At 28.1% G+C, this 26838-nt stretch carries 26 protein-coding genes; 25 read left to right on the forward strand and 1 reads right to left on the reverse strand.

Annotated elements, in window-relative coordinates; genetic code table 11:
- The first annotated feature begins 620 nt into the window (after positions 1–620).
- From JJC02_02770 to JJC02_02860, 19 genes are all read left to right on the forward strand, one after another.
- Positions 621–1535: a YafY family transcriptional regulator gene (locus JJC02_02770; GenBank protein UDN55132.1), complete on the forward strand. Its 915-nt coding sequence runs from the start codon at positions 621–623 to the stop codon at positions 1533–1535.
- A 504-nt stretch (positions 1536–2039) separates the two neighbouring features.
- Positions 2040–2402 carry a response regulator gene (locus JJC02_02775; protein UDN55133.1) on the forward strand — a complete coding sequence of 121 codons (363 nt, stop codon included), beginning with the start codon at positions 2040–2042 and terminating at the stop codon, positions 2400–2402.
- 56 nt (positions 2403–2458) lie between these two features.
- Positions 2459–3076: a chemotaxis protein CheC gene (locus JJC02_02780; protein ID UDN56364.1), complete on the forward strand. Its 618-nt coding sequence runs from the start codon at positions 2459–2461 to the stop codon at positions 3074–3076.
- The gene (locus tag JJC02_02785) at positions 3073–3558 is read left to right on the forward strand and encodes a chemotaxis protein CheD (protein UDN55134.1); all 486 of its coding nucleotides are present in this window, start codon (positions 3073–3075) and stop codon (positions 3556–3558) included. The genes JJC02_02780 and JJC02_02785 overlap by 4 nt, the downstream gene beginning before the upstream one ends.
- Before the next feature lie 42 nt (positions 3559–3600).
- Complete coding sequence (locus tag JJC02_02790) at positions 3601–4119, forward strand: purine-binding chemotaxis protein CheW (GenBank protein UDN55135.1); 519 nt, start codon at positions 3601–3603, stop codon at positions 4117–4119.
- Between the two features lie 135 nt (positions 4120–4254).
- A complete protein-coding gene (locus tag JJC02_02795; GenBank protein ID UDN55136.1) occupies positions 4255–5214 on the forward strand; it encodes a diguanylate cyclase in 960 nt (319 codons plus the stop codon).
- 25 nt (positions 5215–5239) lie between these two features.
- The gene (locus JJC02_02800; GenBank protein ID UDN55137.1) at positions 5240–6943 is read left to right on the forward strand and encodes a HAMP domain-containing protein; all 1704 of its coding nucleotides are present in this window, start codon (positions 5240–5242) and stop codon (positions 6941–6943) included.
- 177 nt (positions 6944–7120) lie between these two features.
- Entirely contained in the window at positions 7121–9223 is a 2103-nt protein-coding gene (locus tag JJC02_02805) for a chemotaxis protein CheA (protein UDN56365.1), read from the forward strand.
- 12 nt (positions 9224–9235) lie between these two features.
- Positions 9236–9676 (forward strand): chemotaxis protein CheW, encoded by a 441-nt coding sequence (locus tag JJC02_02810; GenBank protein ID UDN55138.1) that lies wholly within the window; start codon positions 9236–9238, stop codon positions 9674–9676.
- Positions 9677–9711: 35 nt separating this feature from the next.
- Entirely contained in the window at positions 9712–10515 is an 804-nt protein-coding gene (locus tag JJC02_02815; protein UDN55139.1) for a protein-glutamate O-methyltransferase CheR, read from the forward strand.
- 39 nt (positions 10516–10554) lie between these two features.
- Entirely contained in the window at positions 10555–11136 is a 582-nt protein-coding gene (locus JJC02_02820) for a chemotaxis protein CheB (protein UDN55140.1), read from the forward strand.
- A gap of 120 nt (positions 11137–11256) precedes the next feature.
- Entirely contained in the window at positions 11257–12120 is an 864-nt protein-coding gene (locus JJC02_02825) for a DUF3298 and DUF4163 domain-containing protein (protein ID UDN55141.1), read from the forward strand.
- A 66-nt stretch (positions 12121–12186) separates the two neighbouring features.
- Positions 12187–13176 carry an ornithine cyclodeaminase family protein gene (locus JJC02_02830; GenBank protein ID UDN55142.1) on the forward strand — a complete coding sequence of 330 codons (990 nt, stop codon included), beginning with the start codon at positions 12187–12189 and terminating at the stop codon, positions 13174–13176.
- A gap of 91 nt (positions 13177–13267) precedes the next feature.
- Entirely contained in the window at positions 13268–13879 is a 612-nt protein-coding gene (locus JJC02_02835; protein ID UDN55143.1) for a hypothetical protein, read from the forward strand.
- 667 nt (positions 13880–14546) lie between these two features.
- Complete coding sequence (locus tag JJC02_02840) at positions 14547–15158, forward strand: hypothetical protein (GenBank protein ID UDN55144.1); 612 nt, start codon at positions 14547–14549, stop codon at positions 15156–15158.
- Positions 15159–15473: 315 nt separating this feature from the next.
- A complete protein-coding gene (locus tag JJC02_02845) occupies positions 15474–16253 on the forward strand; it encodes a DUF975 family protein (protein ID UDN55145.1) in 780 nt (259 codons plus the stop codon).
- A gap of 213 nt (positions 16254–16466) precedes the next feature.
- Positions 16467–16826 (forward strand): BlaI/MecI/CopY family transcriptional regulator, encoded by a 360-nt coding sequence (locus JJC02_02850; GenBank protein UDN55146.1) that lies wholly within the window; start codon positions 16467–16469, stop codon positions 16824–16826.
- 10 nt (positions 16827–16836) lie between these two features.
- The gene (locus JJC02_02855) at positions 16837–18039 is read left to right on the forward strand and encodes a M56 family metallopeptidase (protein UDN55147.1); all 1203 of its coding nucleotides are present in this window, start codon (positions 16837–16839) and stop codon (positions 18037–18039) included.
- A 209-nt stretch (positions 18040–18248) separates the two neighbouring features.
- Complete coding sequence (locus tag JJC02_02860) at positions 18249–18659, forward strand: hypothetical protein (GenBank protein ID UDN55148.1); 411 nt, start codon at positions 18249–18251, stop codon at positions 18657–18659.
- A gap of 705 nt (positions 18660–19364) precedes the next feature.
- Here the strand turns inward: JJC02_02860 and sleC are convergent.
- The gene (gene sleC / locus JJC02_02865) at positions 19365–20636 is read right to left on the reverse strand and encodes a spore cortex-lytic protein SleC (GenBank protein UDN55149.1); all 1272 of its coding nucleotides are present in this window, start codon (positions 20634–20636) and stop codon (positions 19365–19367) included.
- Positions 20637–20867: 231 nt separating this feature from the next.
- Between sleC and JJC02_02870 the strand changes: the two genes are divergently transcribed.
- The 6 genes from JJC02_02870 (at position 20868) to JJC02_02895 (ending at position 26832) form a co-directional block, all read left to right on the forward strand.
- Positions 20868–21584, forward strand: a complete 717-nt coding sequence (locus tag JJC02_02870) for a PrsW family intramembrane metalloprotease (GenBank protein ID UDN55150.1) — start codon at positions 20868–20870, stop codon at positions 21582–21584.
- Positions 21585–21677: 93 nt separating this feature from the next.
- The gene (locus tag JJC02_02875) at positions 21678–22988 is read left to right on the forward strand and encodes an RsmB/NOP family class I SAM-dependent RNA methyltransferase (GenBank protein UDN55151.1); all 1311 of its coding nucleotides are present in this window, start codon (positions 21678–21680) and stop codon (positions 22986–22988) included.
- 99 nt (positions 22989–23087) lie between these two features.
- The gene (gene lepB, locus JJC02_02880) at positions 23088–23624 is read left to right on the forward strand and encodes a signal peptidase I (protein UDN55152.1); all 537 of its coding nucleotides are present in this window, start codon (positions 23088–23090) and stop codon (positions 23622–23624) included.
- A gap of 165 nt (positions 23625–23789) precedes the next feature.
- Positions 23790–24326: a signal peptidase I gene (lepB, locus tag JJC02_02885; GenBank protein ID UDN55153.1), complete on the forward strand. Its 537-nt coding sequence runs from the start codon at positions 23790–23792 to the stop codon at positions 24324–24326.
- A gap of 9 nt (positions 24327–24335) precedes the next feature.
- Entirely contained in the window at positions 24336–25091 is a 756-nt protein-coding gene (locus tag JJC02_02890; protein ID UDN55154.1) for a TIM barrel protein, read from the forward strand.
- A 73-nt stretch (positions 25092–25164) separates the two neighbouring features.
- Positions 25165–26832: a nucleoside kinase gene (locus JJC02_02895; GenBank protein UDN55155.1), complete on the forward strand. Its 1668-nt coding sequence runs from the start codon at positions 25165–25167 to the stop codon at positions 26830–26832.
- Positions 26833–26838 lie beyond the last annotated feature (6 nt).

A 26838-nucleotide genomic window follows, 5' to 3' on the forward strand; every position in this document is an offset into this window, starting at 1 on the left:
AAACTGTTTCAAATAAGTTTTAGAAATGTCATTAACATGTCCTTAATTAAGAATAAAACAAAAATTTAACATTGTCAACGAAAAATGTCTAAAATATTACATATTTTGAATATATTGTAATAGGATTTTATTTATCAAAAAATTGTTTAAAAATTGTAGGAATAATAGCTAAAAAGCTTTAAAATTAATAATATAAAGTTAAAAATTAATAATATAAAATTGAGAAATAGTAAATTAAAATTGAAAAATAGATGAATGAAAGTACCTTAGAAAATATAGAAATGAATAGTACAATAGAAAATAAATAATGAAATACTTTGAATTAATTGTAAGTATTAAGTATAAATACTAATTTTTAATGTAGAAATTGAATAAAGTAAATGATAATAAGTAGAAGTAAATAATAATAAATAAATGAATTAAGATGACAATAAATAAATGAATTAAGATGATAATAAGTAAATGAATTAAGATGATAATATCTAAAGTGAGAAAGATAATAGTAAGTAAATAAAATCGTGTAAGAATAATTTAGATAAGATTCTAAGATTTTAAATACTTAAAATTGGTATGATTAGCTTAAATTAAATAAATTTAATGATTTTAGTAGGTGGTAATGGATGAAAATAAATAGATTAACAGAAATAATAGTAATTTTATTAAATAAAAAACTGGTAACAGCTAAAGAGTTGGCAGAGAGATTTGAGGTTTGTACAAGAACCATATATAGAGATATAGAAACTCTGTCTATGTCAGGAGTACCAGTATATATGACGAAAGGCAAGGGTGGCGGAATATCTTTAATAGAAGAATATTCTATAGATAAGGCTATATTGTCAAAAGAAGATAAAGAGAGTTTAATTGTTGCACTAAAAACATTACAGGCGACGAAGTATCCAGAAATAAATTCAGTAGTAAATAAAATTGGTTCAATATTTGGAGAGCAGAATTTTTCAAACTGGATTGAAATAGACTTTACTGAATGGGGAAGTAATTTTAATGAAGATGATAAATTTACAAAAATAAAAGAAGCTATTTTAAGGCGTAATACCATAAATTTTAATTATGTAAATAGTTTGTCAAGTAAGACAAACAGGACTGTCGAACCCATGAAGCTTATGTATAAGAGTAAGACTTGGTATTTGTATGGATTTTGTAAACTAAAGGACGATTTTAGGCTATTTAGAATTAGTAGAATAAAGAATTTATCTGTAAAAGAAGAAGTATTTTCAAGAAAGATAATAGAAGAAGTATGTTTGAATGATTCTAAGGTAATTAAGGAGAATATTATAACTTTGAAATTGAGGTTTAAAGAAAAGATGCTTTTTAGAGTATTTGATGATTTTAATGAAGATTTAATAACGAAAAATGAAGATAATACATATGATGTAATTACAGAATTTCCTATTGGTGAGTGGATTTATGGATATATTTTATCATTTGGCGACAACGTTGAAGTACTTGAACCTAAAGATGTTAGAGATAATATGATAACTAGGTTAAAGGAATTATCTAAAATTTACTCATTAAAATAGAATAGATTAAAAAAAATAATATATAAAGCTAAATCTAATTTAATCGATAATACATATATAGAAATCTAATTAAATAAGTAAACAACTATCTATTAGATGTTAAGCAAGTCAGATAAATGTTAAACAATTCAGATAGGTGTTAGGCAAATCAGAGACTATGTAAATCTACAGAAGTAATTTTAAGGAATCTTAAAACTATTTTTTATATAGATATAAAAAGATATAAAGCTATTTTTATTCTAATTTGATTAATTTTGACAACTTTTTATGTTTTATACAATTATATTTTTAATAACTCGTCAAAATGCTAAACATATATTACAATAGATATATAAGCTTTTTTATTGACAAATTATGTTAAGATAATTGAGTATAATATGACATAAATAATTACTTTTATTTATCAATGAAATATATTTATTGTGTAGCAAAAATAGTCAGATAGTATAGACAATAACTGAAAATAAAAGTGTTTATTGTTGTACATATGGAGGAGTTAGTTTTATGGAAAATAAAATTTTGATAGTAGATGATGCTATTTTTATGAGAATGATGATTAAAGAAGCTCTGAGTAAAAGTGGCTATAATGATTTAGTAGAAGCAAATGATGGAGAAGAAGCTTGTAATATATTTAAAGATGAAAAACCTGATTTGATTTTGCTTGACATTACAATGCCAAAAAAAGATGGTTTAGAGGTGCTAAGAGAAATAAAAAAGTTGGATTCAAATGCTAAGGTTGTGATGTGTTCTGCAATAGGACAAGAAAATATGATTGTAGAAGCTATAAAACTTGGAGCGTTAGATTTTATAGTGAAGCCCTTTAAAACAGATACATTAGTCAAAGTTGTAAATAATGCCTTAAAATAAAAGTGTAAAGATACAGTGAAGAGTACATAAATGCAATAATAAAGGGAGGGGTTTATATTATAAATTATTTAGAACTTGATGATGCTCATATAGATGCTCTTAGAGAAATTGGTAATATAGGCTCTGGGAATGCAATTACTGCACTTGCATCCATGATAAATAGTAATATAGAAGTATTAATACCTATGGTCAAGATACTTGAGTACAATGAAGCGACAAATTTGCTTGGTGGTCCAGAAAACAAAGTAGTATGTATTTTACTTGATATGAAAGGCGATATTAATGGAATGTTTATGTTTTTGTTGGATGAATCAATAACTCAACTTATGTTAAGTTCTCTTTTTAATAAAAAAGAAGCTCCCTTAGATAAGATTGAAGTAATTGAAATTTCAGCAATTAAAGAAATAGGAAATATTATGGCAAGCTCATATGTAAATGCTATTGCATCTATGTTAAACATGACTATAAGTATTTCAATTCCAGATATATGTATCGATATGGTTGGAGCTGTTCTAAATGTGCCTATGATAAGATTTTCAGATGTTGGTGATAAAGTTTTATTTATAGAAAATAAGTTTAAAATGAGCGATGATTATTTTACTAGTCACATTTTGATGATTCCAGAAATGGACTCACTTGGAGAAATATTAGTGAGATTGGGATTGGAAATATGAATAGGGAAATAGTAGTAAACATTGCAGATATGAAGATAGCCTATAGACCAAATGTTTTAGTTACTTATGCACTTGGTTCTTGTGTAGGAGTATGTTTGATAGATAAAGTAGCTGGGATTGGCGGAATGTTACATGTTATGTTGCCGTATAGTAAAGATGTTATTAATATTGAAAATAAGTATAAATTTGCTGATACAGGGATAAATGAGCTCGTTAAATCTATGGAGAATATAGGTGCAAATAGAATATATATAAAAGCAAAAATTGCTGGAGGAGCGCAGATGTTTTTAGGAAATAGCAATTTATCAGTTACGGGTATAGGACATAGAAATGTTCAGGCAGTAAAAAAAACACTTTTAGGACTAAATATTCCAATATTAGCCGAGGATACGGGTATGAATTATGGGAGAACAATACGTTTTTATACTGAGACAGGAGCATTAATTGTAGATTCAATAAATAAAGGTAAAAAGGAAATATAATATAGATTTTATAGAGAGCATATTTTAGGAGGGAGGTATTAAATGAGATTTCCAGATGACCCATATTTAGATTATGGGATAGTTGATGAAGGAATTAAGTATCTAAAATTTAAAGTAGATGAGCAAGATTTTGGAATTGAACTTGAAAAAGTAATAGAGATTGTTGGAAATCAAGAAATTATATTTATTCCAGAACTCCCTACATATTCTAAAGGCATAATAAATCTAAGAGGAAAAATCATCCCAATAATAGATATGCGTTTGAGACTTAAAAAAGATGATTTAAGCATTACCAATTGTATGTATATAGTAGTAATTGAAATAAAAGATTTAGTAGTTGGATTTATGGTTGATAAGGTTGATGAGATAATAAGTTTAGAAAAAAGTCAAATATCACCTCCACCAAGAGTTACTCTAGAGTACTCAGACTATTTTGTAAGTGGTGTTGGTGAAGTAGACAGTAGAATAATCACTTTACTAGATTTAGAGAAACTTTTGACAGATAAAGATGAAATTTTAATAGATAAATTAATTAATGAATATAATTGCACTATCATGTAACATGGGGATATAATTATAAGGTTACTATAAAAAGATTGTGATGAGAGCATCTGAAAATATAGTAGTATAATCAATAGGTATAAAAATTTTAAATCTTTAAAATTTGAATATATTATGTTTAAGAGAGGTTTGTATATGGAAAATAAGCAACAAGGAACAATTTTAGTCGTTGATGATAGTGTTCTGATGTGTGACTTAATAGATAAAACACTTACAAAAGATAATTTTAAGGTAAAAAAAGCATTTAATGCAATAGAGGCAAAAGAGTTTATTGAAGAATTTATACCAGACGTTATTTTGCTTGATATAATTTTACCAGATAACTCTGGCTTTGATTTTTGTAAGGAAGTGAAATCTAATGCTCGCACAGCAGATATACCTATAATCTTTATAACTTCAAAAAATGCAGATACAGACATAGTAAGGGGATTTGGTGTAGGAGCAATAGATTATATGGTGAAACCTTTTAGTATGACAGAATTAAAAGCTCGTATTATGGCTCATCTTGAAGTAAAGAAATCTCAAGATAAATTAAAAAAGATAAATAATGAACTGGAGTCTTCTCTTGAAAAATTGAATAGACTCGTTGTAAGAGATTATCTTACAGGGCTTTACAATAGACGCCATATAATTAATAAGCTTATGGAGCAAAGAAGGCTTAATAAGTATAGTGAAACATCAATATCTCTTATTCTTGGGGATATTGATGACTTTAAGGTTATTAATGATACTTATGGACATGAAGCAGGGGATTTCGTGTTGACAGTAATATCGAGTATAATAAAAAGGAATTGTAGACAAATTGATACTGTATCAAGATGGGGTGGAGAAGAGTTTTTGATAATGCTAACAAATACTACGTTAGAAGTTGCTAAGATACTTTCAGAAAGAATTCGTAAAGAGATAAAAGAGTTTGATTTCAACTATAAAGAAAATAAAATAAAATGTACCATTACATTAGGGGTAGTAGAAGTAAACTCAAATATATCATTAGAAGAAAACATATCCTTAGCAGATAAAGCAATGTATGAGGGCAAAAATTTAGGAAAAGATTGTAGTGTAGTAAGTACAATGAAAGGATTAAAAAAGATATAAACTTACTTTATAAAGGAGTACAGATATGAAAAGAGAAGTAAAGCTTTCTAAATTAGCAATTGTATTGCTGATTATTATAGTAGTGGCTGTTCTAGCAGGGATTTTTTCTTCTATTTCATCTTACAAAGCATTTGAAAAAGTGGAAAAAAGTATTAATAAAATGAATAATTTGAGGACTCAAAGTCAGTATATAAAAGATACAACTAGAGAGGTTAGCGATATATTAAGAAGATACGTCTTTACAGGTGAAAAAAAGCATAAAGATATTTATGAAAAAGAATTATATGGAAAAACAAGAGAGTCAGCTTTGAATAAATTAGAAAGAATTGGTCTTACAAAGAATGAGTCAAATAAAATCTTAGAAGCAAAAGAAATATCAGATTCTTTGGTGCCAACAGAACAAAGTGCTATAAAGGCAGTTGAAAGCAATAATAAGAGTACAGCTCAAAATATAATTTTTGGTAGTGATTATATAAACTCTCAAGAGAAAATGGATTCTTTGATAAATGAATTTCAAGAGGAGATAGTTAATCGTTCAGATGCCGAAATTGTAAAAGTAAAAAAAGAATTGCAAAGTTTAATATTAAGGACAATATTTATACTTTCTCTCTTAATAATACTGACAATAATAGAATACACAGTAATAAAATTAAAGATAGTGATTCCTATTAATAAAGTAGAAAAACACTTTTCAAGAATTGCATCTGGGGACTTAAGAACGAGTATAGATGTTGAAGAAAGTAAATCTGAAATAGGGATGTTGGTGAGTTCTGTCAAAAAGATGCAAAGTATGCTTTTAAATTATATAGACCTTATAGACACTACATTAACTAGTATTGCAAAAGGTGATTTAAGAGTAGAGATAAACCAAGAATTTATAGGTGATTTTAAATCAATTAAAATATCTTTGGAAAGTATAATAAACTCTTTTAATGGTGATTTTTCTGAAATAAATTTATCAGCAGAACAAGTTGCAAGTGCATCAGAACAGGTTGCAGCAGGTGCACAAGCTCTTTCACAGGGTGCTACTGAACAAGCTAGTTCAATAGAAGAATTAGCTTCCACAATTAATGAAATATCAGATGGAATTAAGAAATGTGCAGATAGTGCTAGTCTTGCATGTGAAGTATCTGACCAATCTGCATTGCAAGTTGGTTTTGGAAGTAGATGTATGGATGATATGATGGCGTCAATGGGTGAGATAAGTGAAAAATCGAGTGAAATATCAAAAATAATTAAAACAATAGATGAGATAGCATTCCAAACTAATATTCTCGCATTAAATGCAGCTGTTGAAGCAGCAAGAGCAGGTCAATATGGTAGGGGATTTGCAGTTGTAGCAGATGAAGTTAGGTCTTTAGCTGGTAAAAGTGCAAAAGCAGCTCAAAATACAGCGATTCTCATAGAAGAAGCTATTAAAACAGTAGAAAATGGTGTGAAAATTGCTAAAGAGACTGCAAATGCATTGGATTTAGTAGTGAATGGTGTAGAAAAAACTACTGATTATATTAATGGAATTTCTTCTGCTGTACATAGCCAAGAAGTAGCAATTACACAGATTTTATCTGGAATAGAGCAAATTTCTATAGTAGTCCAAATGAATTCAGCAACGGCAGAGGAAAGTGCAGCAGCTTCAGAAGAGATGTCTGCTCAAGCACAAATTTTAAAAGAACTAGTAGCAAAATTTCATCTAAAAGAAAGTGAGATAAGAGAATCATCGTGGATTTAAATTATGAGATGAATATATAGTGAGATAAGAGAATCATCGTAGATTTAAATTATGAGATGCATATATAGTGAATAAGAGAATTATCGTGGATTTAAATTATAAAATGCTATATATAACGGAAAATAGAAAATTATTTGTAGACCGTAGGTGATGAATGTGAATTATATTGAACCAAGTATGAGACCAATGTTAGATATGTTTATATTTGAAACAAGTCTACTACTTGAACAATTAGATGAAATTATGATTCAAATAGAAAAAGAGAAAGTATTTACTCATAACAACATCAATGAAACTTTTAGGATAATGCATACGATAAAAGGTTCAGCATCTATGATGGGGTTAGATAATATAGCTGCTTTAGCACATAGCGTAGAAGACTTGTTTTATGCCATACGTGAAGGAAAAATAGAAATTTTGGACAGTGACTTATTATTTGATTTAGTTTTTCAATCTTTGGATTTTATAAAAGGCGATATAGGCGAATTACAATCAGGAGATTGTATATCTTCTGATTACTCTCACTTTATCAAAGGGATTGAAGATTATGTAAGTGCTTTGGAGTTATCAAATTCTATGAAATTAAAGGATAATACAAGTTTAGAAAGTACAGATGACAAAGAAATAACCGATTCGATTTTTTCATACAAAGAAGATTCTGATATAGTAAAAATAATCTTTGAACAAGGTTGTATGATGGAAAATGTAAGAGCTTTCATGCTTATATTTGAACTTAGAGATTACTGTGAATTTCTGGAGTTTTATCCTAAAGATGTAGAAATAAATGCAGAATCAGCAGAATATATTAAAAATTATGGGTTTTATATACAATTTGTTGCTAAAGATGATAAGATAATGGTTTATAAAACTATACAAGAGAATCTCTATGTAAAAGAATATATAAATATTACTAAAAAAGAAATAGGAATAAAAAGTACATCAGATAATGATGAAGTAGAAAATAAATTAAAAGATAATAATGAAATAAGTACAGGGTATAAAAATAGCTATATAAAAGAAGAGTTACAAGAAGATATTTTAAATGAAAAAACTGATATAGAAAAAGATAGTCTAAGTGGAGAAAATGAACATTTGCCAATAAGTAAGCAGAGTATTATGAGTGTGAATTTAGAAAAATTGGATTTACTTCAAAATATAGTTGGTGAAATTGTAATCATGGAATCAATGGTTGTAAATAGTGTAAATTCTACAGGTGTTGATATAGATAATTTCAATAAGGCAACAAGACAATTGCATAAGCTTACAGATGAATTGCAGGATATAGTAATGTCGATGCGTATGATTCAAATTGCTGGTGTATTTCAAAAAATGCATAGAATTGTACGAGATATGAATAAAAAATTAGATAAAAATGTAGAGCTAATAACTATAGGGGCAGAGACAGAAGTTGATAAGAGTGTAATTGATAATTTAGCAGAACCATTTATGCATCTTATAAGAAATGCTATGGACCATGCAATAGAACCTATTGAAGAGCGTATAGCTAAAGGGAAAGAAGGAGTAGGAAAGATAGTTTTATCTGCTGAAAATTTAGGTGGAGAAGCTGTGATAAGTATTTCAGATGATGGTAGAGGTATCATGAAAGATAAGATTTTAGCAAAAGCTAAAGAACAAGGTCTTCTAAAACATCATAGCAATGAATATACTGATGACGAGGTCAATTCTTTGATTATGACTCCAGGTTTTTCTACCAAAGAATCTATAACTGAATTTTCTGGTAGAGGAGTAGGCATGGACATTGTTCGTAAAAGTATTGAAAAGGTCGGAGGTTCAATCGAAGTAAAAAGTAAACAAGATGAAGGAACAACGTTTACTATAAAAATACCACTGACTCTTTCTATAGTAGAGGGTATGGAGTTTAAAGTTGGAGATTCACTATTTACTTTACCAATATCATCTATAAGGAGAACATTTAAACTTACAGATTTAAATCAAATAATTACAGAAGGCAATAAAACAGAGTTAATTATGATATATGGAGTATGTATTCCTATTATAAGGTTACATAAAATATATAATATTCAAACACAGATAACTAATCTGATGCATGGAAATATGATAATTATTGAAAATGAGCATAAAGCAGCATGCATTTTTGTTGATGAAATAATAGGCAATCAACAAGTTGTTGTGAAACCATTTCCAGTTTATTTTAACCGATTCAATATAAAAAGCAATGGTTTATCAGGGTGTACAATACTTGGGGATGGAAGTATAAGCTTAATTATAGATGCAGATAGCATGATAGAAATATATTAGGGGATTTAAAGTATGTCTAAAGATGAAATTATTAAACAAGTACTGACATTTTATGTCAATGATGTTATTTATGGAATAGAATTAGAAAATGTGATTGAGACCATAAGATTTCAATCAATAACGTATGTACCATGTCTTCCAACATATATAAGTGGAGTTATTAATTTGCGAGGAAGAATAATACCAGTTATTAATATGCATATAAAATACAATCTTACTGAAGCTGATTATAATGAGAGGACATGTATAATAATTACAAAGGTTGATGAGTATCAAGTTGGAATTATTGTAGATAAAGTTGTTGATGTTATTCATATAGATAATCTAAACTTGTTAGAGACAACTGATTCTAACAATTCGAATATTAATAAAGATATAAAAGAAATTGCGAAAGTTGAAGATAATTCTATACTAATTTTAGATATTCGAAAGTTTTTGATTAATAACACGTAGTTAGCTTTGACAAATTAGCAGGAGGAAGTTTTTGCATGATAAAACTCACAGATGAAGAATTTATAATTCTTGTAAACCATGTAAAAAAAGAATACGGTATTGATTTAAGTAAAAAAAGAGCGTTAATTGAAGGTCGTTTATATAATACAATGATAGAGCGAAAATATAGTTCTTTTAGTCAGTACATGAATCTACTATTTAAAGACAAGACAGGAAATGAGGCTATAAACCTAATAAATAGACTGAGTACCAATCATACATTTTTTATGAGAGAACCTCAACATTTTGAGTTTATACAGAATAATATACTTCCTTTTTGGGAAGAAAATAATAAACTAAGAAACTTAAATATATGGAGTGCAGGCTGTTCTAGTGGAGAAGAAGCATATTCAATAGCTATGACTTTAGATGATTATTTTGGATATAATAAAGAGTTGTGGAACGTTAAAATCATAGCCACAGATATTTCAATGAACTCACTTGAAAAAGCTAAAAGAGGTATATACACAGAATCAAATGTTAATAATGTTCCTAAGTTATGGAAGAAGAAGTATTTTATAGATAACAAAGATGGTACATTTAAAATTTGTGATAAGATTAGAAAAAGTGTAATTTTCAAGCCATTTAATTTAATGAATGATTTCTCATATCAACATTTTGATTTGATTTTTTGTAGAAATGTTATGATTTATTTTGATTTAAAAACTAGAGAAGAACTTATAAATAAATTTTATAATGTAACCAAAGCAGGTAGTTTTTTGTTTGTAGGACATGCAGAGATAATTAACAGAAATAGTACTAAATACAATTATGTAAAACCTGCTGTCTATAAAAGATAAAAGGGTATTTTTAATATATGATTTTGTGGAGGCGGTAATGTGGAACATTTTAATAATATGGTGATTGCTATAGGCGCATCTGTAGGTGGTACAGAAGCAATACTTGAAATTATAAAAGATTTACCAAAATCGACACCAGGGATTGTTGTAGTTCAACATATGCCAGCTATATTTACTTATATGTATGCACAACGGCTTGACAAGCAGTGTGTTATGAATGTAAGAGAAGCTAAAAATAATGATAGAGTCGAACAAGGCACTGTACTAATTGCACCTGGGGGTTATCAGATGAAATTATGTGTGGATAAACAAGGATATTATGTGACTTGTGAAAAAGGTGAAAGAATAAATGGTCATTGTCCATCAGTAGACGTTTTGTTTGATTCAGTTGCAGAAGTAGCAGGTAAAAATTCAATAGGAATAATACTTACAGGTATGGGCTCTGATGGAGCAAATGGACTTTTAAAAATGAAAGAAAGGGGTTCATTTACAATTGGACAAGACAAAAATTCTTGTATAGTATATGGAATGCCAATGGTGGCTTTTGATATGGGTTCTGTTGTGTTACAATTACCACTTGATGAAATTTCAAACTGTTTGATAAGATATATTAGTATTTGAAAGTAAAAAGATTAATTTTTATTTATAAAAAATTAATCTTTTATTAAATTATATGGATAAAAAACCCTAGAAACTCCAAATATAATAAGAGAGATTTATATTTAGGAGGAAAATAATAATATGAAATTTTTTAAAGTCGATACAAAAGCTAAAGTTTTAAGATATGTATTTGTTTTAACCTTGACTATAATAGCTGTTTTGGCAATTAAACATGACTATAAATATAATAATTTAGGGAAAGATGCTTTAGTTAATCTAAATAGTGATAAAGAAGCAGTGAGTGTTATGAGTAATCAATCATTGCCAAAGGATACTACAAAGAGTAAACAAACTTTATCTGTAAGTACAATAGGAAGTAAAACAATAGTTAAAAATGATGAGTATCTAGAAAGTACTATAAACATGCCTGTAATAACAAATTCAAATAAGATTGTTGAAAGGTCTACAAATGATAAAATAAAAAATGACATATTTGAATTTTATAATAAATCATATAAAGAAGCAAAACAGTACCTTAAGGATAATCCTGATGAGGAAAATAAGTTTGTTGCAAATGTGGATTTTGAACTTAAAAAGAATACTGATTCTGCTCTTAGTATAAAAGTAAGATATTATACTTATAGTGGTGGAGCACATGGATTTTATCAAGATATAGCATATAATGTGGATATGAGAACTGGAAAATTTTTAGAATTAATGGACTTATTTAAAGATAATACTAAATATAAAGAAGTTATAGATGAAGAAATTAAAAGACAAATAGCTGAACTTGAAAAAAAGGATGAAGAAAATATTGGAATATATAATTTTAAAGGTATAAAAGAAAATCAAAACTTTTATTTGCAAGATGAGAATCTAGTTATATATTTTGATTTATATGATATAACTCCGTATGCAGCAGGAATCCCAGAATTTTCAATAAATAAAAAACTGATAAGCTCTATGCTAAAACCAGAGTATGTAGATTTATTTGATTTAAAATAGAAATTTAAATTAAATGTTATGCTATAATATCTAGCATAGAAAATTATTAAAATTGGGGGTATAAAAATGCTACTTTTAAGAAAAGACGATATAAAAAAAGTATTTACAATGAGAGACGCAATTGAAGCTGATAAGGAAGCTTTTAGAATTTATTGTGAAGGAAAGAGTGTAAATCCTTTGAGAACCAATATACCAGTTCCAAGTCAAGATGCTAGTATGTTATTTATGCCGGGATATATAGAAGAATTGGGGTGTGGGGGAATAAAAATTGTATCTGTATTTCCTAAAAATGCTCAAAAGGGTAAGCCAGTGATTCCAGCAACAGTATTATTATTAGATGGAGAAACTGGAGAAGTTAGCGCTGTATTGGATGGGACTTATGTAACTCAGATTCGTACTGGAGCAGCATCTGGAGCGGCTATAGATGTGTTGGCTAAAAAAGATTCTAAGATAGGGGCTTTGATAGGTCTAGGGGGACAAGGTGAGCCACAACTTGAAGCTATGATAGAAGCTAGAAATCTGGATGAGGTAAGAGTTTTTAGTAGAAACAAGGAAAGTAGAGAAAAATTTGCAGAGGAAATGAACTTAAAATTAAGTAAATATAATACTAAAATAGTTGCAGTTGAATCATCTGATGAAGCTATAGATAATGCAGATGTGATAGTTTTAGCTACTCCATCAAAACAACCGGTACTTAATGGAAACTTAGTTAAAAAAGGAGCTTTAGTAAGTGCAGTAGGTTCATATATGCCAGATATGCAGGAGTTGTGCCCAAATTGTTTAACTAGAGCATCTAAGATATTTTTTGAATCAACAGATGCAGTTTTATCTGAATCAGGAGATATATTGATTCCATTGAAAGAAGGTAAGATAAGTAAAGATGATTTTAGTGGTGATTTAGGAAATGTTATAAATGGAACTATTCCTGGAAGAGAAAATGATGATGAGATAATTGTGTTTAAAACTGTCGGAATAGGTGTACAAGATGTCGTAACAGCGAAAAGAATATACGATAAAGCAAAAGAAAACGGTATCGGAATGGACTGGAAGTGGTAAAATATTCAAAATTATTTTATAGTTAGACAAGCTTATGTTATAATATTGATAAATAAATTTTTTATTATCTTAATTGAGGGAGGATATTTGTATGAAAATGGTAAAAAAGTTAATATTATCTTCGATTATGGCTATAGTTTTAATTCTAACTATAGGATGTTCTAATGCAGAAGAGAAAGTAAAGTCGAATTTTGAAGCTAATTTAGCTGCGTTAGAAATGTATAAATACGACGAAAAAGGTATTTCTGATTCTTTAACAGAAGCTGAATATAAAAAAATTCAAACTTATAACGACAAGGATAAGGTTTCAATGATTGCTCAGTTGACACCTCTTTATGGTAAAGAAAATGCTGAAAAAATATACGAAACAATTGTTAAATTAATTCAAGGTGTTGAAAAGACCGTAACAGTGGAATCTTCTAGTAAGGATAAGATAACTTTAAAAGTTGTAAGTAAAGCATTGGATACTAGTAAAGTAATGACTGAAGCGAACAATTTAGTAAAATCTTATGTAACTGATGAAAAGAACTATGATAAAAAAGAAAAAGAAGTTCAAGATGATATGGCAAAAATGATTATAGACCTTTACAATAAGAAACCAACTAAGGAAATTACAACTATGATTACATATACTAAAAAAGATGGTAAATGGCAACCACCTAGTAATATACAAACATTATGTGAAGGAATATATACAGTTTAATTTATTTTAAAGACATAAAAACTATCTTTTAAACAAAATATAAAATGTTTGAGAGGTAGTTTATTTTATGTTGATATATGAATATACAGTAGTTGATATATAAATATACAGTAACAAATAGTTTACTTTATTATTGCTATATAATCATATTTAATATTATTTTCTTTATTATTTAGTATTTTACATGATAAAGAAATAAGTTGATTAAAGAAATTAAAATTAAATGGTTGTAAATTAATATCTAATATGGGGATATAAAAACTATATAGGTTGAGAAACGAGCCTAATATTAATGTTAATGGTGTCAACGTTAATGGTGTCAACAGATACTTTGTTAATAAAAGTCTTAGGGAATATGATTAGTGATAATATGTTGTAGGTTATGATTTATTGTAACTGAGAGTATTATAGAAATTCCTGTAGTACCTAAGAACCCAATGCCTTTAGGGGTGGGAGTTTCAGAATATTAACTATATAATATAAAAACATGACACATTAATATCATATATTAAAAGTTTATTTATATTTTCTAGAGATATTTTATATAAAAAAAGAGAAGTTTTTTATATTATGAAGTAAAGAGTTAAAAAAAGTATCCAAAGCTTAATTATCTAGAAATGAGGGTTCATTTTTCCATTATATTAATTAACTAAGGGAGGATATTTACGTGAAAATGGTAAAAAAGTTGATATTATCTTCAATTATGGTTCTAGTTTTAGTTCTAAGTATAGGGTGTTCTAATGCAAAAGATAAAGTAAAATCAAATTTTGAAGCTAATTTGGCTGCGTTAGAAATGTATAAATACGACGAAAAGGGTATTTCTGATGCCTTAACAGAAGCTGAATATAAACAAATTCAAAATTACAATGACAAGGATAAGGTTTCAATGGTTGAACAATTAACACCTCTTTATGGTAAAGAAAATGCCGAAAAGATATATAATGTAATTGTTAAGTTAATTCAAGGTGTTGAAAAGACAGTAACAGTAGAGTCTTCTAGCAAAGATAAGATAACTTTGAAGGTTGTAAGTAAAGCATTGGATACTAGAAAAATAATGTCTAAAGCGAATTATTTAGTAAAATCATATGTAACTGATGAAAAAAATTACAACAAATCAGAAAAAGAAGTTCAAGATGATATGGCAAAAATAATTATAGATATTTACAATAAGAAGCCGACTAAAGAAGTTATAACTTTGATTACATATACGAAAAAAGAGGGTAAATGGCAACCGCCTGGAAATATGCAAAAACTATGTGAAGGAATATATACAAATTAATTTATTTTAAAGACACAAAAACTATTTTTTAAACATATAATAAAATGTTTGGAAGATAGTTTATTATACTAAATAAAGCATATTTAGTATAATTTATCTTATTGTTTATTGTACAATAAATCAAATTCATTTGATATACTTGTCAATAATGACTATATAAAACTGTAAATACAATTATGATATATCTTGATAAAACATGGTGAATAATTGTGTGTTATATAGTCGAAAATATGATATATTAATATTATATTATACGTTAAAATTTTATTTATGTATTTTTTTAAGTTTTTTTATAAAATGAAAGGGGTGTTTTTTATGGTATCAAGGCAAGAATTAAAAAGAGTATCTAAAGCTCAATTGTCTGGAAACTGGGGTATATGTGCAATTACTTTGGCAGTATATATTGCATTGATAGTGCTAATATCGATTGTAGGATTGCCTTTTGAACCTTTAACTACTATTGTAGTAGCTGTTATAGCTTTTTGCTTTGCAGCAGGATTTACATGTATGTTTTTGAAAATTACTAAAGACGAAAAAGTAAAGATAGGAGATATCTTTGTAAATGGAAGAATTTATTTAAGAAGTTTTGGGTATTATGTATTAGAATCAATTGCTGTTTATATATATTCTTTTATAATCACAATTATAGGAGCATTTTTATCATTTGGAGTTTTACTTACTAGTGGAGCAATTGAATATATATCAAGTGATAGTGTTGGAATAGGAACTATTATTTCTACTGGAATAACTCTAGTTATTATAATACTTGTTCTTATGATACCAGTTTATATATTGCTATTATATGTTTCTCAAGCTGCTTTTTTGATTTGTGAAGATAAAGATAACATGGGTGTATTTAAAGCAATGGGTGCTAGTTTAGATATGATGAAAGGAAATGTACTTAAATTATTTGTACTAAATCTTAGCTTCATAGGATGGTATATATTGGCAATATTTACATTGGGTATAGGTCTATTATGGTTAGTTCCATATGTAGGAGTTACTAACTGTAATTTTTATAGACATTTGTTAAAAGAAAATCCAGATGTAGAGGATGTATTGTTAGATAAAGAAAAATCTTATTCTATGTATTAAGATAGTTCTACACTTAGATAAAATATAGCTTTAATTAAACATTAAAATATAACGTTAATAAAACTGTCTTTTATAAGAATTTTTTAAAAAAGACAGTTTTTGTTATTAAAAATGTTATTAAAAAATAAATGATTGACATAATATAGACTACTATGATAGTTTTTAATTGTAGTAATGACTATTGTGATAATTATATTTGAGGAGCGATTTTATATGGAGATAAAGTTATTTGATTCAGAACTCAAAGTAATGGAGGTTCTATGGGAGAGAGGAGAAAGTAAAGCTGGGGAGTTAGTTAAAATTTTAAAAGAAGAAACAGGATGGAATAGAAATACTACGTATACAGTTATAAAAAAATTAGTGTCAAAAGGTGCAGTAGAGAGAATTGAACCGAATTTTGTTTGTAAAGCTTTAATAAGCAAAGAAGAAGTACAAAAACAGGAAACAGAAACACTAATTAATAAAATGTTTGGAGGGTCTTCAGAAAAATTCCTTTCAGCTTTTATTAATAAAGAAAATCTTTCAAGTGATGAGATTACAAAACTTAAACAGATTGTCGAAGAATTAAAGTGAGGTAAGATTTATGTTCATTAAATTGTTAGAAATGAGTTTTACTTCTGGAGTATTACTTTTAATTGTTATTTTTATAAGGGCATGTTTATTTAAAAAATTACCTAAAAAGGTGTTTGTATTGTTGTGGTTGATTGTCTTATTTAAACTTCTAGTACCAGTAAGTTTAAGTTCTGGTTTTAGTATTTATAGTATAATTGAATCGACTGAAAATTATACTCTTAAAAAAGCTAGTGACTCTATAGGTAAGAACAATTCTGACAAGTTTGAAATAATGTCTAGTATTGAAAATATTATGATATTGGAAATGTTGGGCATTTTGTCTTTTATAGTTACTATTATGTTTAGTATACTTTTATGCTTTAGATATATTAAAATAATTAATCTTTTTAAAACCTCGATTCATATAAAAAATCATGAATTTGTTGAAAAGTGGATATGTGAGAATAGCTGTTTTAGAAGACTTATTGTTTGCATATCTGAATTTACTAGGACACCGCTTACATCTGGTATTTTAAAACCACGAATTATTTTGCCAAAGAAGATGGACTATGCTAATAATCAAACTTTAGACTTCGTTTTGACTCACGAAATGGTTCATATTAACAGCTTTGATAATATGTTGAAGTTGTTCATGATTGTAGCTCTTGCTATTCATTGGTTTAATCCCTTAGTTTGGGTGATGTTTTTTTTACTAAATAAAGATATAGAATTTAGTTGTGATGAAAAGGTTATAAATATAATTGGTGAAGAATATAGAGCTGATTATGCAACTACACTGATAAGTCTAGCAGAGGAGAATAATCCATTTTCAATGTCAATGTACAGTGGATTTGGAAAGACAAAAATAGAAGAGAGAATAGTTAATGTTATGAAGTTTAAAAAGTCAACTTATGTTACTTTTTTAGTTTCAACTGTATTAATCTGTGGAACAAGCCTTGTTTTTGCAACAGGGAATAAAGAAATTAATGAAGTTGAATCCTTTGATTTATATTCTCAAAAGGTAGATTCATATGCTTTTCTTTATACGTCAGCAAGAGATGTAGAGATTTCTTCTAGTATATCAAAAACATCTAAAAGTTATTCTTATATTAGTTCAGAAGAATATTCAGTTCAGAAAAGTGGTTACGATGAGAATGTTTTAGTTATATCAAGAAAAGGAGATTTTTTGTCAGTCAATAAAGTACAATATAGAACGTCTATAAAGGAACCGTAAATCCTAGCAATACAAAGGATTTAAAAGTAAAATACTATCTCAAAATAATTAAATTTATTTTGAGATAGTATTTTTTATTGAAAAATTTTATAAAAATACTTGACATAAAAGTGACTATCATGGTAGTCTAAAGAAGTAGTTAATAACTATTGCAATAGTCATTGCCGACTACAGTACCAAAATAAATCTCTAAGAAAGGAAGACTGGTTATGAAGATAAAAAAATCCCTTATAAGTACAATGATGGTATCTGCTATGGTGCTAGGAGGAACTAAAGCAGTATTTGCAAATGGAAATGATTCCTCTAATATTACCTTACCTAAGCTTCAATCTCTAGTAAAATCAGGAGTAACTGACCCTGCTGAATTAGAAAAATATGGAGTGGAGCATTATACTTATGAAGAGTATGCTAAGCATATTCAAGAATTAAAAGACTATGCTAAAAATCCTAATGCAGTTAAAGATGTAAGTAAAAAAGATATTGAAAAAACAATTAAGAGAATGGAACAAGAATTAGAAAAGATAAAAACTGAAGGATTAAAAATTATGAAGCCTATCGTTATAGAAAATGAAGATGGGTCTCAACTTTCAATTGCTTATAATTATGTAGCAATTGACTAGTGTTAAATATAATCTCTAAGATATCTTAAAATCCTAAGTAGGTATGATTAAATACATTAAGCTACTGTGATGATACAAGCGTACAGTTGATGATTATTTAAATAATTATCAACTGTACTACTCAAATAACACTTAAGCTTGTTAAAATTAAGTAAGAAGAGTATTAAAAACTTAGACAAATGTAATTTAACATATAGAGTGAGAATTAAATAAATAAGACTCAAATAAGTAATAAAAAAGTAAAGTCTAAGTTAAAGAAGGAAGTAAGAAGTAGAATAAAAGTAAATCGAGTCAAAGTAAAAGTATTAAACCCAATTTATAATGTTAACATTTTTTAATGTATGTTAAGAAATGTTAACATTATTTTTTTATTAAAAATAATATAAGTAGTATTTTAAATGGTAAGCAATATTTTAAATAATAAGTAATATTTTAAATGGTAAGTAATATTTTAAATAAAAAGTAACATTTTCATTAAAGTAGTGTTTTTAAACTTAAAAATAAAGATAAGATTTTAAATAAATCTAAATTGCTAACCTATCTTTTTAAGGTTCTAAAACAATAAGTTATAACTACAAAAAATGGCTGTTAGGACTTACAACACTCATAAGTAAAAATACTTATGGTATATATTAGTTCATAACAGCCATTTTTATTTTGAATTAATGATTTTAGTTAATAGTTTGTTATAGTCTAAAACGAGCTTTAAATTAAAGGATTTAAAGAAGCTATTCTAGTTGTAGCTACATAAATTCTAGATATTTCATACCATGTTTTAAAATCTACTACTCCACTTCGAGGTAAACCAAAGATACCTTGGAATATCCTAACAGCATTTTCTGTGTCTGTTCCAAATATACCATCTTCTCTAACCTTTGGAACAGCTGGATAAGAGTTGGATATGGCATTTAACTGATTTTGTATGGTTCTAACATACTGTCCAGAAGAACCAACTTGTAGTGTAGTACCAGGGAATGATACAGGAACACCACTTACTATGGGAGCTCTTTCAAATACTATCTCATCTCCATAGAAAAATCTTAGTATACTTTCATAATCGTATCCCTGGTCACCTAAATCTTTACTGCCCCATTGAGTCATTTGGTCAGGGCATTGAGACTTCTGACCATCACAGTATTGTGCTAATAGTGGCTGTCTTGCTGTAGGAGGTCTTTTTATGAACGTATTGAATATAGCATCTACAACTACATTGATTGGTTCAAATAAGTTTCTATTATTTATAAATTTATGGTCGTATGCTGTTGATGAGGTTATTGTGAAATTATATCCTTTATTTCTATACCACTCAGTGAAGACCCTATTTAAAGTAAATGATATTATAGCTATTACATTTGCATAGATTGTCTGTTCAGGCCAAGTTGAATATATTTCAGATGATGCTATGTTTTTGATGTACTCTTTAAACGGAATCCAATAGTTTGGAGCTGATGAATCTTCTGGTAAACCATCATGAACTACTATAAATTCAGGTACTACAGGGTTATCTAATACAACGAAACCAGTAGGAGGTGGTACTGGTTTTAAGTTACTTTCTGGAATCTTAGGAGGATAAGTACCAAATAAAGTATGTTCTCCTATGTCAAAAATCAACTCATTTTGTCTTGAAAAAGAACGTTTACTTCTTGTTCTAGGTGACATGGGAACTCCTTGTCTTGCTTCAATTGTAGCTAACAACTGTGTTCCCTCTATGACAACTGTCTCATATCCATCTGCTATGGCTTCTACTATATACTGACTATAAGGTCTAACATCAGATGGCTGTAGAGAGTACTGCACATCCGGTGCTGGTAATACTAATCCAGTCACTTGACCAGATTCGTTACTTATTAGGTTTTGATATAAAGTTGATGAGCTTTGGATACCATTAGACATTGAATATATGTTTACTGTTGCATTTTGAATAGGTCTATTGGTAGTAGCATCAATTATACTTACTGTTAAAAAACCATCTTGCATCAAATCACCCTTTCTTTAAATGAATTTAGTTCCCTTATATTTCAAGATATGAATATAGCGTGGGATTTGTTAAATAATATAGATATAAATTTAAATTTTTTGAGCATTTTAGTATATTTGACCTTGGATAATTTAATGTATATTTTAGTGTGTATTTAAACACGAATAAGCTAAAAATAAGTAGATGATATAAATCAGAAGTGAATTAAAATTTTGAAAGGAAAATAATCTATGAAGCTGGATTTATTTTTATTGGCAATAGTTCCTATATTGATAGGTATGTTTTGGATAAGGTCTAAAGATAGATATTGTAGAGAACCTCTAATTCATTTAATTAAATTTTTTTTAATAGGTGCTTTTTTAAGTGTTATAATCATACTTTTAGAAAATTTACTTATGAAATTTAATGTATTTGAAGGATATTCGGAATTAATATATGTATCATTTATAGTTGCAGGGCTTGTAGAAGAAGGTGTAAAAGCTCTGATACTAATTCCTGCACTAATTAAAGAAAAGCATTTTACTGAAAAGTTAGATGGTATTATTTACTCTGTATTTTTAGCGTTAGGATTTGCAACGGTTGAAAATATAGTTTATGTTTTTTCTGAAAGTGGAAATCTAGCACTGCAAGTTGGTATTAATAGAGCAGTTATTTCTATACCAGCTCATGTAATGTTTGCAATTACTATGGGTTACTATATTTCTAAGTATAAATTTGAAGGAAATAAAAATAAAAGACGTGAGTACTTGTTTATGGCAGTGTTAATTCCAATTTTATTACATGGAGTTTTTGATTTCATATTGATGATAGAATATAGATGGGCTATTATATTACTTATAGTTTATGTAATAATTTTGTGGAAGATAAATCTTGATAAACTTGAGAAATATATGAATCACTCTAAAAAAGTGTTTTTCAGTAATCTTAAGAAAAAGAAAAGAAAATAGAGTTCAAGCAAAAGACATAACGAGTAAAAGATATAAATGGTTAAAAGTAATAAATGACAAACGAACGAAGCAGATTGAAGGGGGATTATAAATTTGGAGAATTTACCAAAAGAATTTTTAGAAGATATTAAAGAAATACTACAAGATGAATATGATGATTTTATAAAAAGTTATGATGAAGATAAGACTACTGGTCTTAGAATAAATACATTAAAAATTGATAAAAAGAAACTTTTGGATTTAAATTTATTTGATTTGAAGCAAATACCATGGGCAGAAGAGGGTTTTTATTATGATGATAAAATTGATAGACCTGGTAGAAATCCACTGCATGAGGCTGGAGCATACTATTTGCAAGAGCCTTCTGCCATGAGTGTAATACCAAAGGCAGATATTAAAGAGGGTGAAAAAGTTCTCGATATGTGTGCTGCTCCTGGTGGAAAATCTACATATATACTGTCTAAACTGAACAATACAGGTCTGTTGGTTTCTAATGAAATTAATACTAGTAGAATTAAGGCTCTAGGGGAAAATTTAGAGCGATTTGGAGCTAGAAATTGTATTATAACAAATACTGATTCTAATAGCTTAAGAAAGACGTTTAATGGGTATTTTGATAAGGTAATTATAGATGCACCTTGTTCTGGGCAAGGTATGTTTAGGAAGGATGATGTTGCTATATCAGATTGGAGCTATGCAAAGGTATTAGAGTGTCAGTCGATTCAAAAAGAAATTATAAGAGATGGATATAAAATGTTGAAGAAGGATGGTATTTTAATTTACTCAACTTGTACCTTCTCAAGAGAAGAAAATGAGCATGTTATAAATGAGTTTATCGGTGAATATCCATATGCAGAACTTATTGAAATGGAAAGACTATGGCCTCATAAAATAAAGGGAGAAGGTCATTTTGTTGCCAAAATAAAAAAACTAGAAGAAGAAGAGTGTAATGTCAAAGAATTAAAAATAAAAAATTTAGATAAAGAAATAAAGGATTATAGGGAGTTTGAAAAGAAATTTTTAAAGGTTGATTTTTATAGTAATAAAAAAAATAAATTTTATTTAAGAGGAGAAAATTTGTACCTACTTCCTGAAATATATCCAGATACGAAAAAACTAAAAGTATTGAGATACGGTTTGCATTTAGGGGTTTTAAAGAAGAATAGATTTGAACCTTCTCATGCACTATCTCATTACTTAAAAGTTGAAGATGTAAAAAATGTTGAAAACTTCAGTGTACAGAGTGAATCAATTCTTAAATACTTAAAAGGGGATGTTATAAATTCTAGTGAGAGTAGAGGATGGGTTTTGGTCTCGGTTGAAGGCATACCTTTAGGTTGGGGAAAAGAATCTGCTGGTGTAATTAAGAATCATTATCCTAAAGGTCTTAGAAAAGTATTTTAAACTAGTAGAAAAAAGAAGTATAATATTTATATTGTAAGTTTATAGTAGATTATTTTGCTGTAGATTGACTTAATATTTAATACAGAGGAGACGATTTTAGTGGGTGAAGCAGTTAAAAAAGAAGTTGTAGAATGGATAAAAGTGATTGTCATAGCTCTTGTTTTGGCATTTGCAATAACTCGTTTTATAGTGCCAACAATAGTTAAGGGAGAATCAATGTATCCTACACTAGTTGAACGTGACTATCTAATAGTTAATAGAATTGCGTACAAAGTGGGAGAGCCAAAATACAAAGATATAATAGTATTCAAAACCGACTTAACAGAGGAAAATGGAAAGAAAAAAGATTTAGTAAAAAGAGTTATAGGTGTTCCTGGTGACCATGTAAAAATACAAGACTCCAAGGTATATGTAAATGATAAGTTGTTAGATGAGACTTCCTATATACATGATAATCGTACTGATGGAGATATTGATATTGTAGTTCCAGAAGGAAAATTATTTGCAATGGGAGATAATAGAGAAAAAAGTTTAGATAGTAGATACGATGAGGTTGGATTGGTCGACGAGCATGCCGTTTTAGGAAAGGTTTTAGTCAGATTGTATCCATTTTCGAATATAGGGACTATTGACTAAACATATAAAATTTGGAGCAATCGCTGATTAACTGAAATCACCAGACCATGCACAATAGTTGTCTATATAAAAAAGACAACACCTTATTTAGTAGACTTATCTAAAAGATAATGTTTAAGAGGCATTATCAATAAAGATAATATAACTATAAAGGAGAATTTGTGAATGAATGAAACTATTAAAGAAGAGATTGTAGAGTGGATAAAAATAATTATTACTGCACTTTTTTTTGCATTTATTATAACCCGTTTTATAAAACCAACACTAGTAAATGGAGAATCAATGTACCCGACGCTTAAGTCACATGACTATTTGGTAGCAAACAGGATGACATATAAATTATCAGAACCAAAATGTGGAGATATAATGATATTTAAGACTGACTTATTACAAGAGAATGGAAGAAAAAAAGAGCTTGTAAAAAGGGTTATAGGTGTACCTGGTGACCATCTAAAGATTAAGGATTCTAAGGTTTATATAAATGGCAAGTTATTAAATGAAGTTTCATATATACATGATAATTATACTGAAGGCGATATAGATATGGTGATTCCTAAGGGAAAAGTATTTGCGATGGGAGACAATAGAGAAGTTAGTTTAGACAGTAGATATAAAGAAGTGGGATTAGTAGATGAAGAAAATATTAAAGGAAAAGTTATTTTAAGGGTATTTCCTTTTACAGATATAGGTATTTTTGAGTAGGTGATTTGTATGGCAGTTGGTATAGCATCCTTATTGTTTAATCTTGAGGAGGCTTTAAACATTTGTGAAAACATAAAGCAAATAACTCATTTGGAGATTGGAATTGACAATATATCTGAATGTGGCGATTTATGTAAATATAAAGAGAGAATTTCTAAGCTAGAATTATCTGTAGGGATACATTTGCCTATGGAGTTAAATACTTGCGAAAACATAGAGTATATACGAAATTCCTGGATAAATTTTATTGAGAAGATAGAATTTGAACTAAAAGGGTTTGATATAAGGTATTTTAACCTTCATTTGGGATATGTCATGACAAGTAGAGTTAAAAAGAATAGGGACAAATATTTAGGAATTAGTGTGGATTTTTTAGAGAAATTAAATACAAATTCGTATGTATGTATAGAGAATACTTATTCAAAAGGTGGGGATTTTTCAAATATTGGAAATATATCCTATGATTTTGAATATATATTTAAGAGGATTAAAAATTCTAAGATTTGTTTTTGTTACGATACTGGACATTGTTTAATTGATGAGGATGATTATGTAAAGAACTTAAAGGATAAAATAAGACTGATACATTTAAGTGATAATGATGGTATCAATGATACACATGTTGGTATAGGAAAAGGAATTTTATCTGAAGAGGGGATTAAAGAGGTCTTAAAATTAGATGCAGAATATTTAGTATTAGAAATAAATTACGAAGACATTGAAGATACTATAAGTAAATTGAATAATATTGTAGGAGAGGGTTAGATACCTCTCTTTAACTTGTTGATATACCTCGTTAATTAAAATTTATATTCATCAAAAGGAAGGAGATGTTGAAGTGAAAAAAATAAATTTAAAAATAGACGGAAAAGATAAGGAATATTCATTACAAGAAAATTCTTTAGGAATTAGACTAGGGGATATAGCAAAAGAATTTTGTGATGAACATAAGGGTTATATAACACTTGCAGTTGTAGATAATAAATTAAAAGAGCTAAATTGCAGAGTGAAGAATGATTGTGAGATAAATTTTTTAGATACTACTAATGAAGATGGGGAGAGAGTTTACTTTAGAGTTATATCATTTGTATTTGTAATGGCTTGTAGAGAAATATTTTGGGATAGTAGAGTTACAATAGAACATTCGCTATCTGATGGGCTATATTGTGAAGTTCATATAGATAGAAAGCTTAAAGAAGTGGATGTTGAAAATATAAGAAACAAGATGAAAGAGATAGTGAACAACGATTATATTATAGAAAAAATTGAGGTTACGAGAGATGAAGCTATTTCTATATTTGAAAACAATGAAATGTATGAAAAGGCAGAACTTTTAAAATACAAAGAGTATGATAGTGCTAAAGTATATAAGTGTAAGAACTATATAGACCATTTTTATGGGTATATGTTACCGTCAACTGGCTATATAAAATCATTTGATATTAAACTTTACAATGGAGGCGTTATAATTCTAGGTCATAGTGAAGAAGATAAGACGAAACCTATGAAATTTGTACCTCAACCTAAGTTATCAAGTGTATATTATGAAGCAGAAGAATGGTCAAGACTTATGGGAATTGATAAGGTAGTATCTCTCAACAAGATAATAGAAAACAATGAATATGGAGACATAATAAGAACATTTGAAGCATTACATGAAAAGAAATTATCTCAAATAGCAGATATGATAAAAGATAATAATAAGAGAGTAATTTTAATAGCAGCTCCATCTTCATCTGGAAAAACGAGTTTTGCTCACAGATTATCAATACATCTTAGAGTGAATAATTTAAATCCTATTTCGATTTCGTTAGATGACTATTTTATAGACAGAAAGCATACCCCTTTAGATGAATATGGAAATTATGATTTTGAATCAATTTATGCTATAGATTTAGAGAGATTTAACTTGGACTTAAAGAAACTTTTAGCTGGTGAAGAAATTGACGATATAAGATTCAATTTCAAAGAAGGTATGAGAGAATATACTGGTAAAAAAATAAAGATAGACTCAAATCAACCAATTATATTAGAAGGTATACATGGGCTAAATCCTATTTTAACATCATCTATACCAGATGAAGATAAATTTAAGATATACATAAGTGCCCTTACTCAAATAAATTTGGATGACCATAATAGAATTCCTACTGCTGATTTGAGAATGATAAGGAGAATTGTTAGAGATTATAATTTTAGAGGATATAGTGCTGATAATACTATCTTACAATGGGCATCAGTTAGAAGAGGAGAAAAGAAGAATATATTCCCGTATCAAGAAGAGGCAGATGCTATCTTTAATTCTGCTTGTGTGTATGAGCTAGCAGTTTTAAAGCGATTTGCGAAGCCTCTATTGGAAGAGATAAAAGAGGATAATCCTGCTCACATTGAAGCGACTAGATTACTAAAGTTTTTACAGTATTTTGTTGAACTAGATGATACTTCTGATATACCAGGTATTTCAATTCTTAGAGAATTTATTGGAGGAAGTAAAATAGTTGATTAATATATG

This window comes from Clostridioides sp. ES-S-0054-01, from assembly GCA_021561035.1.
Lineage (GTDB): Bacteria > Bacillota > Clostridia > Peptostreptococcales > Peptostreptococcaceae > Clostridioides.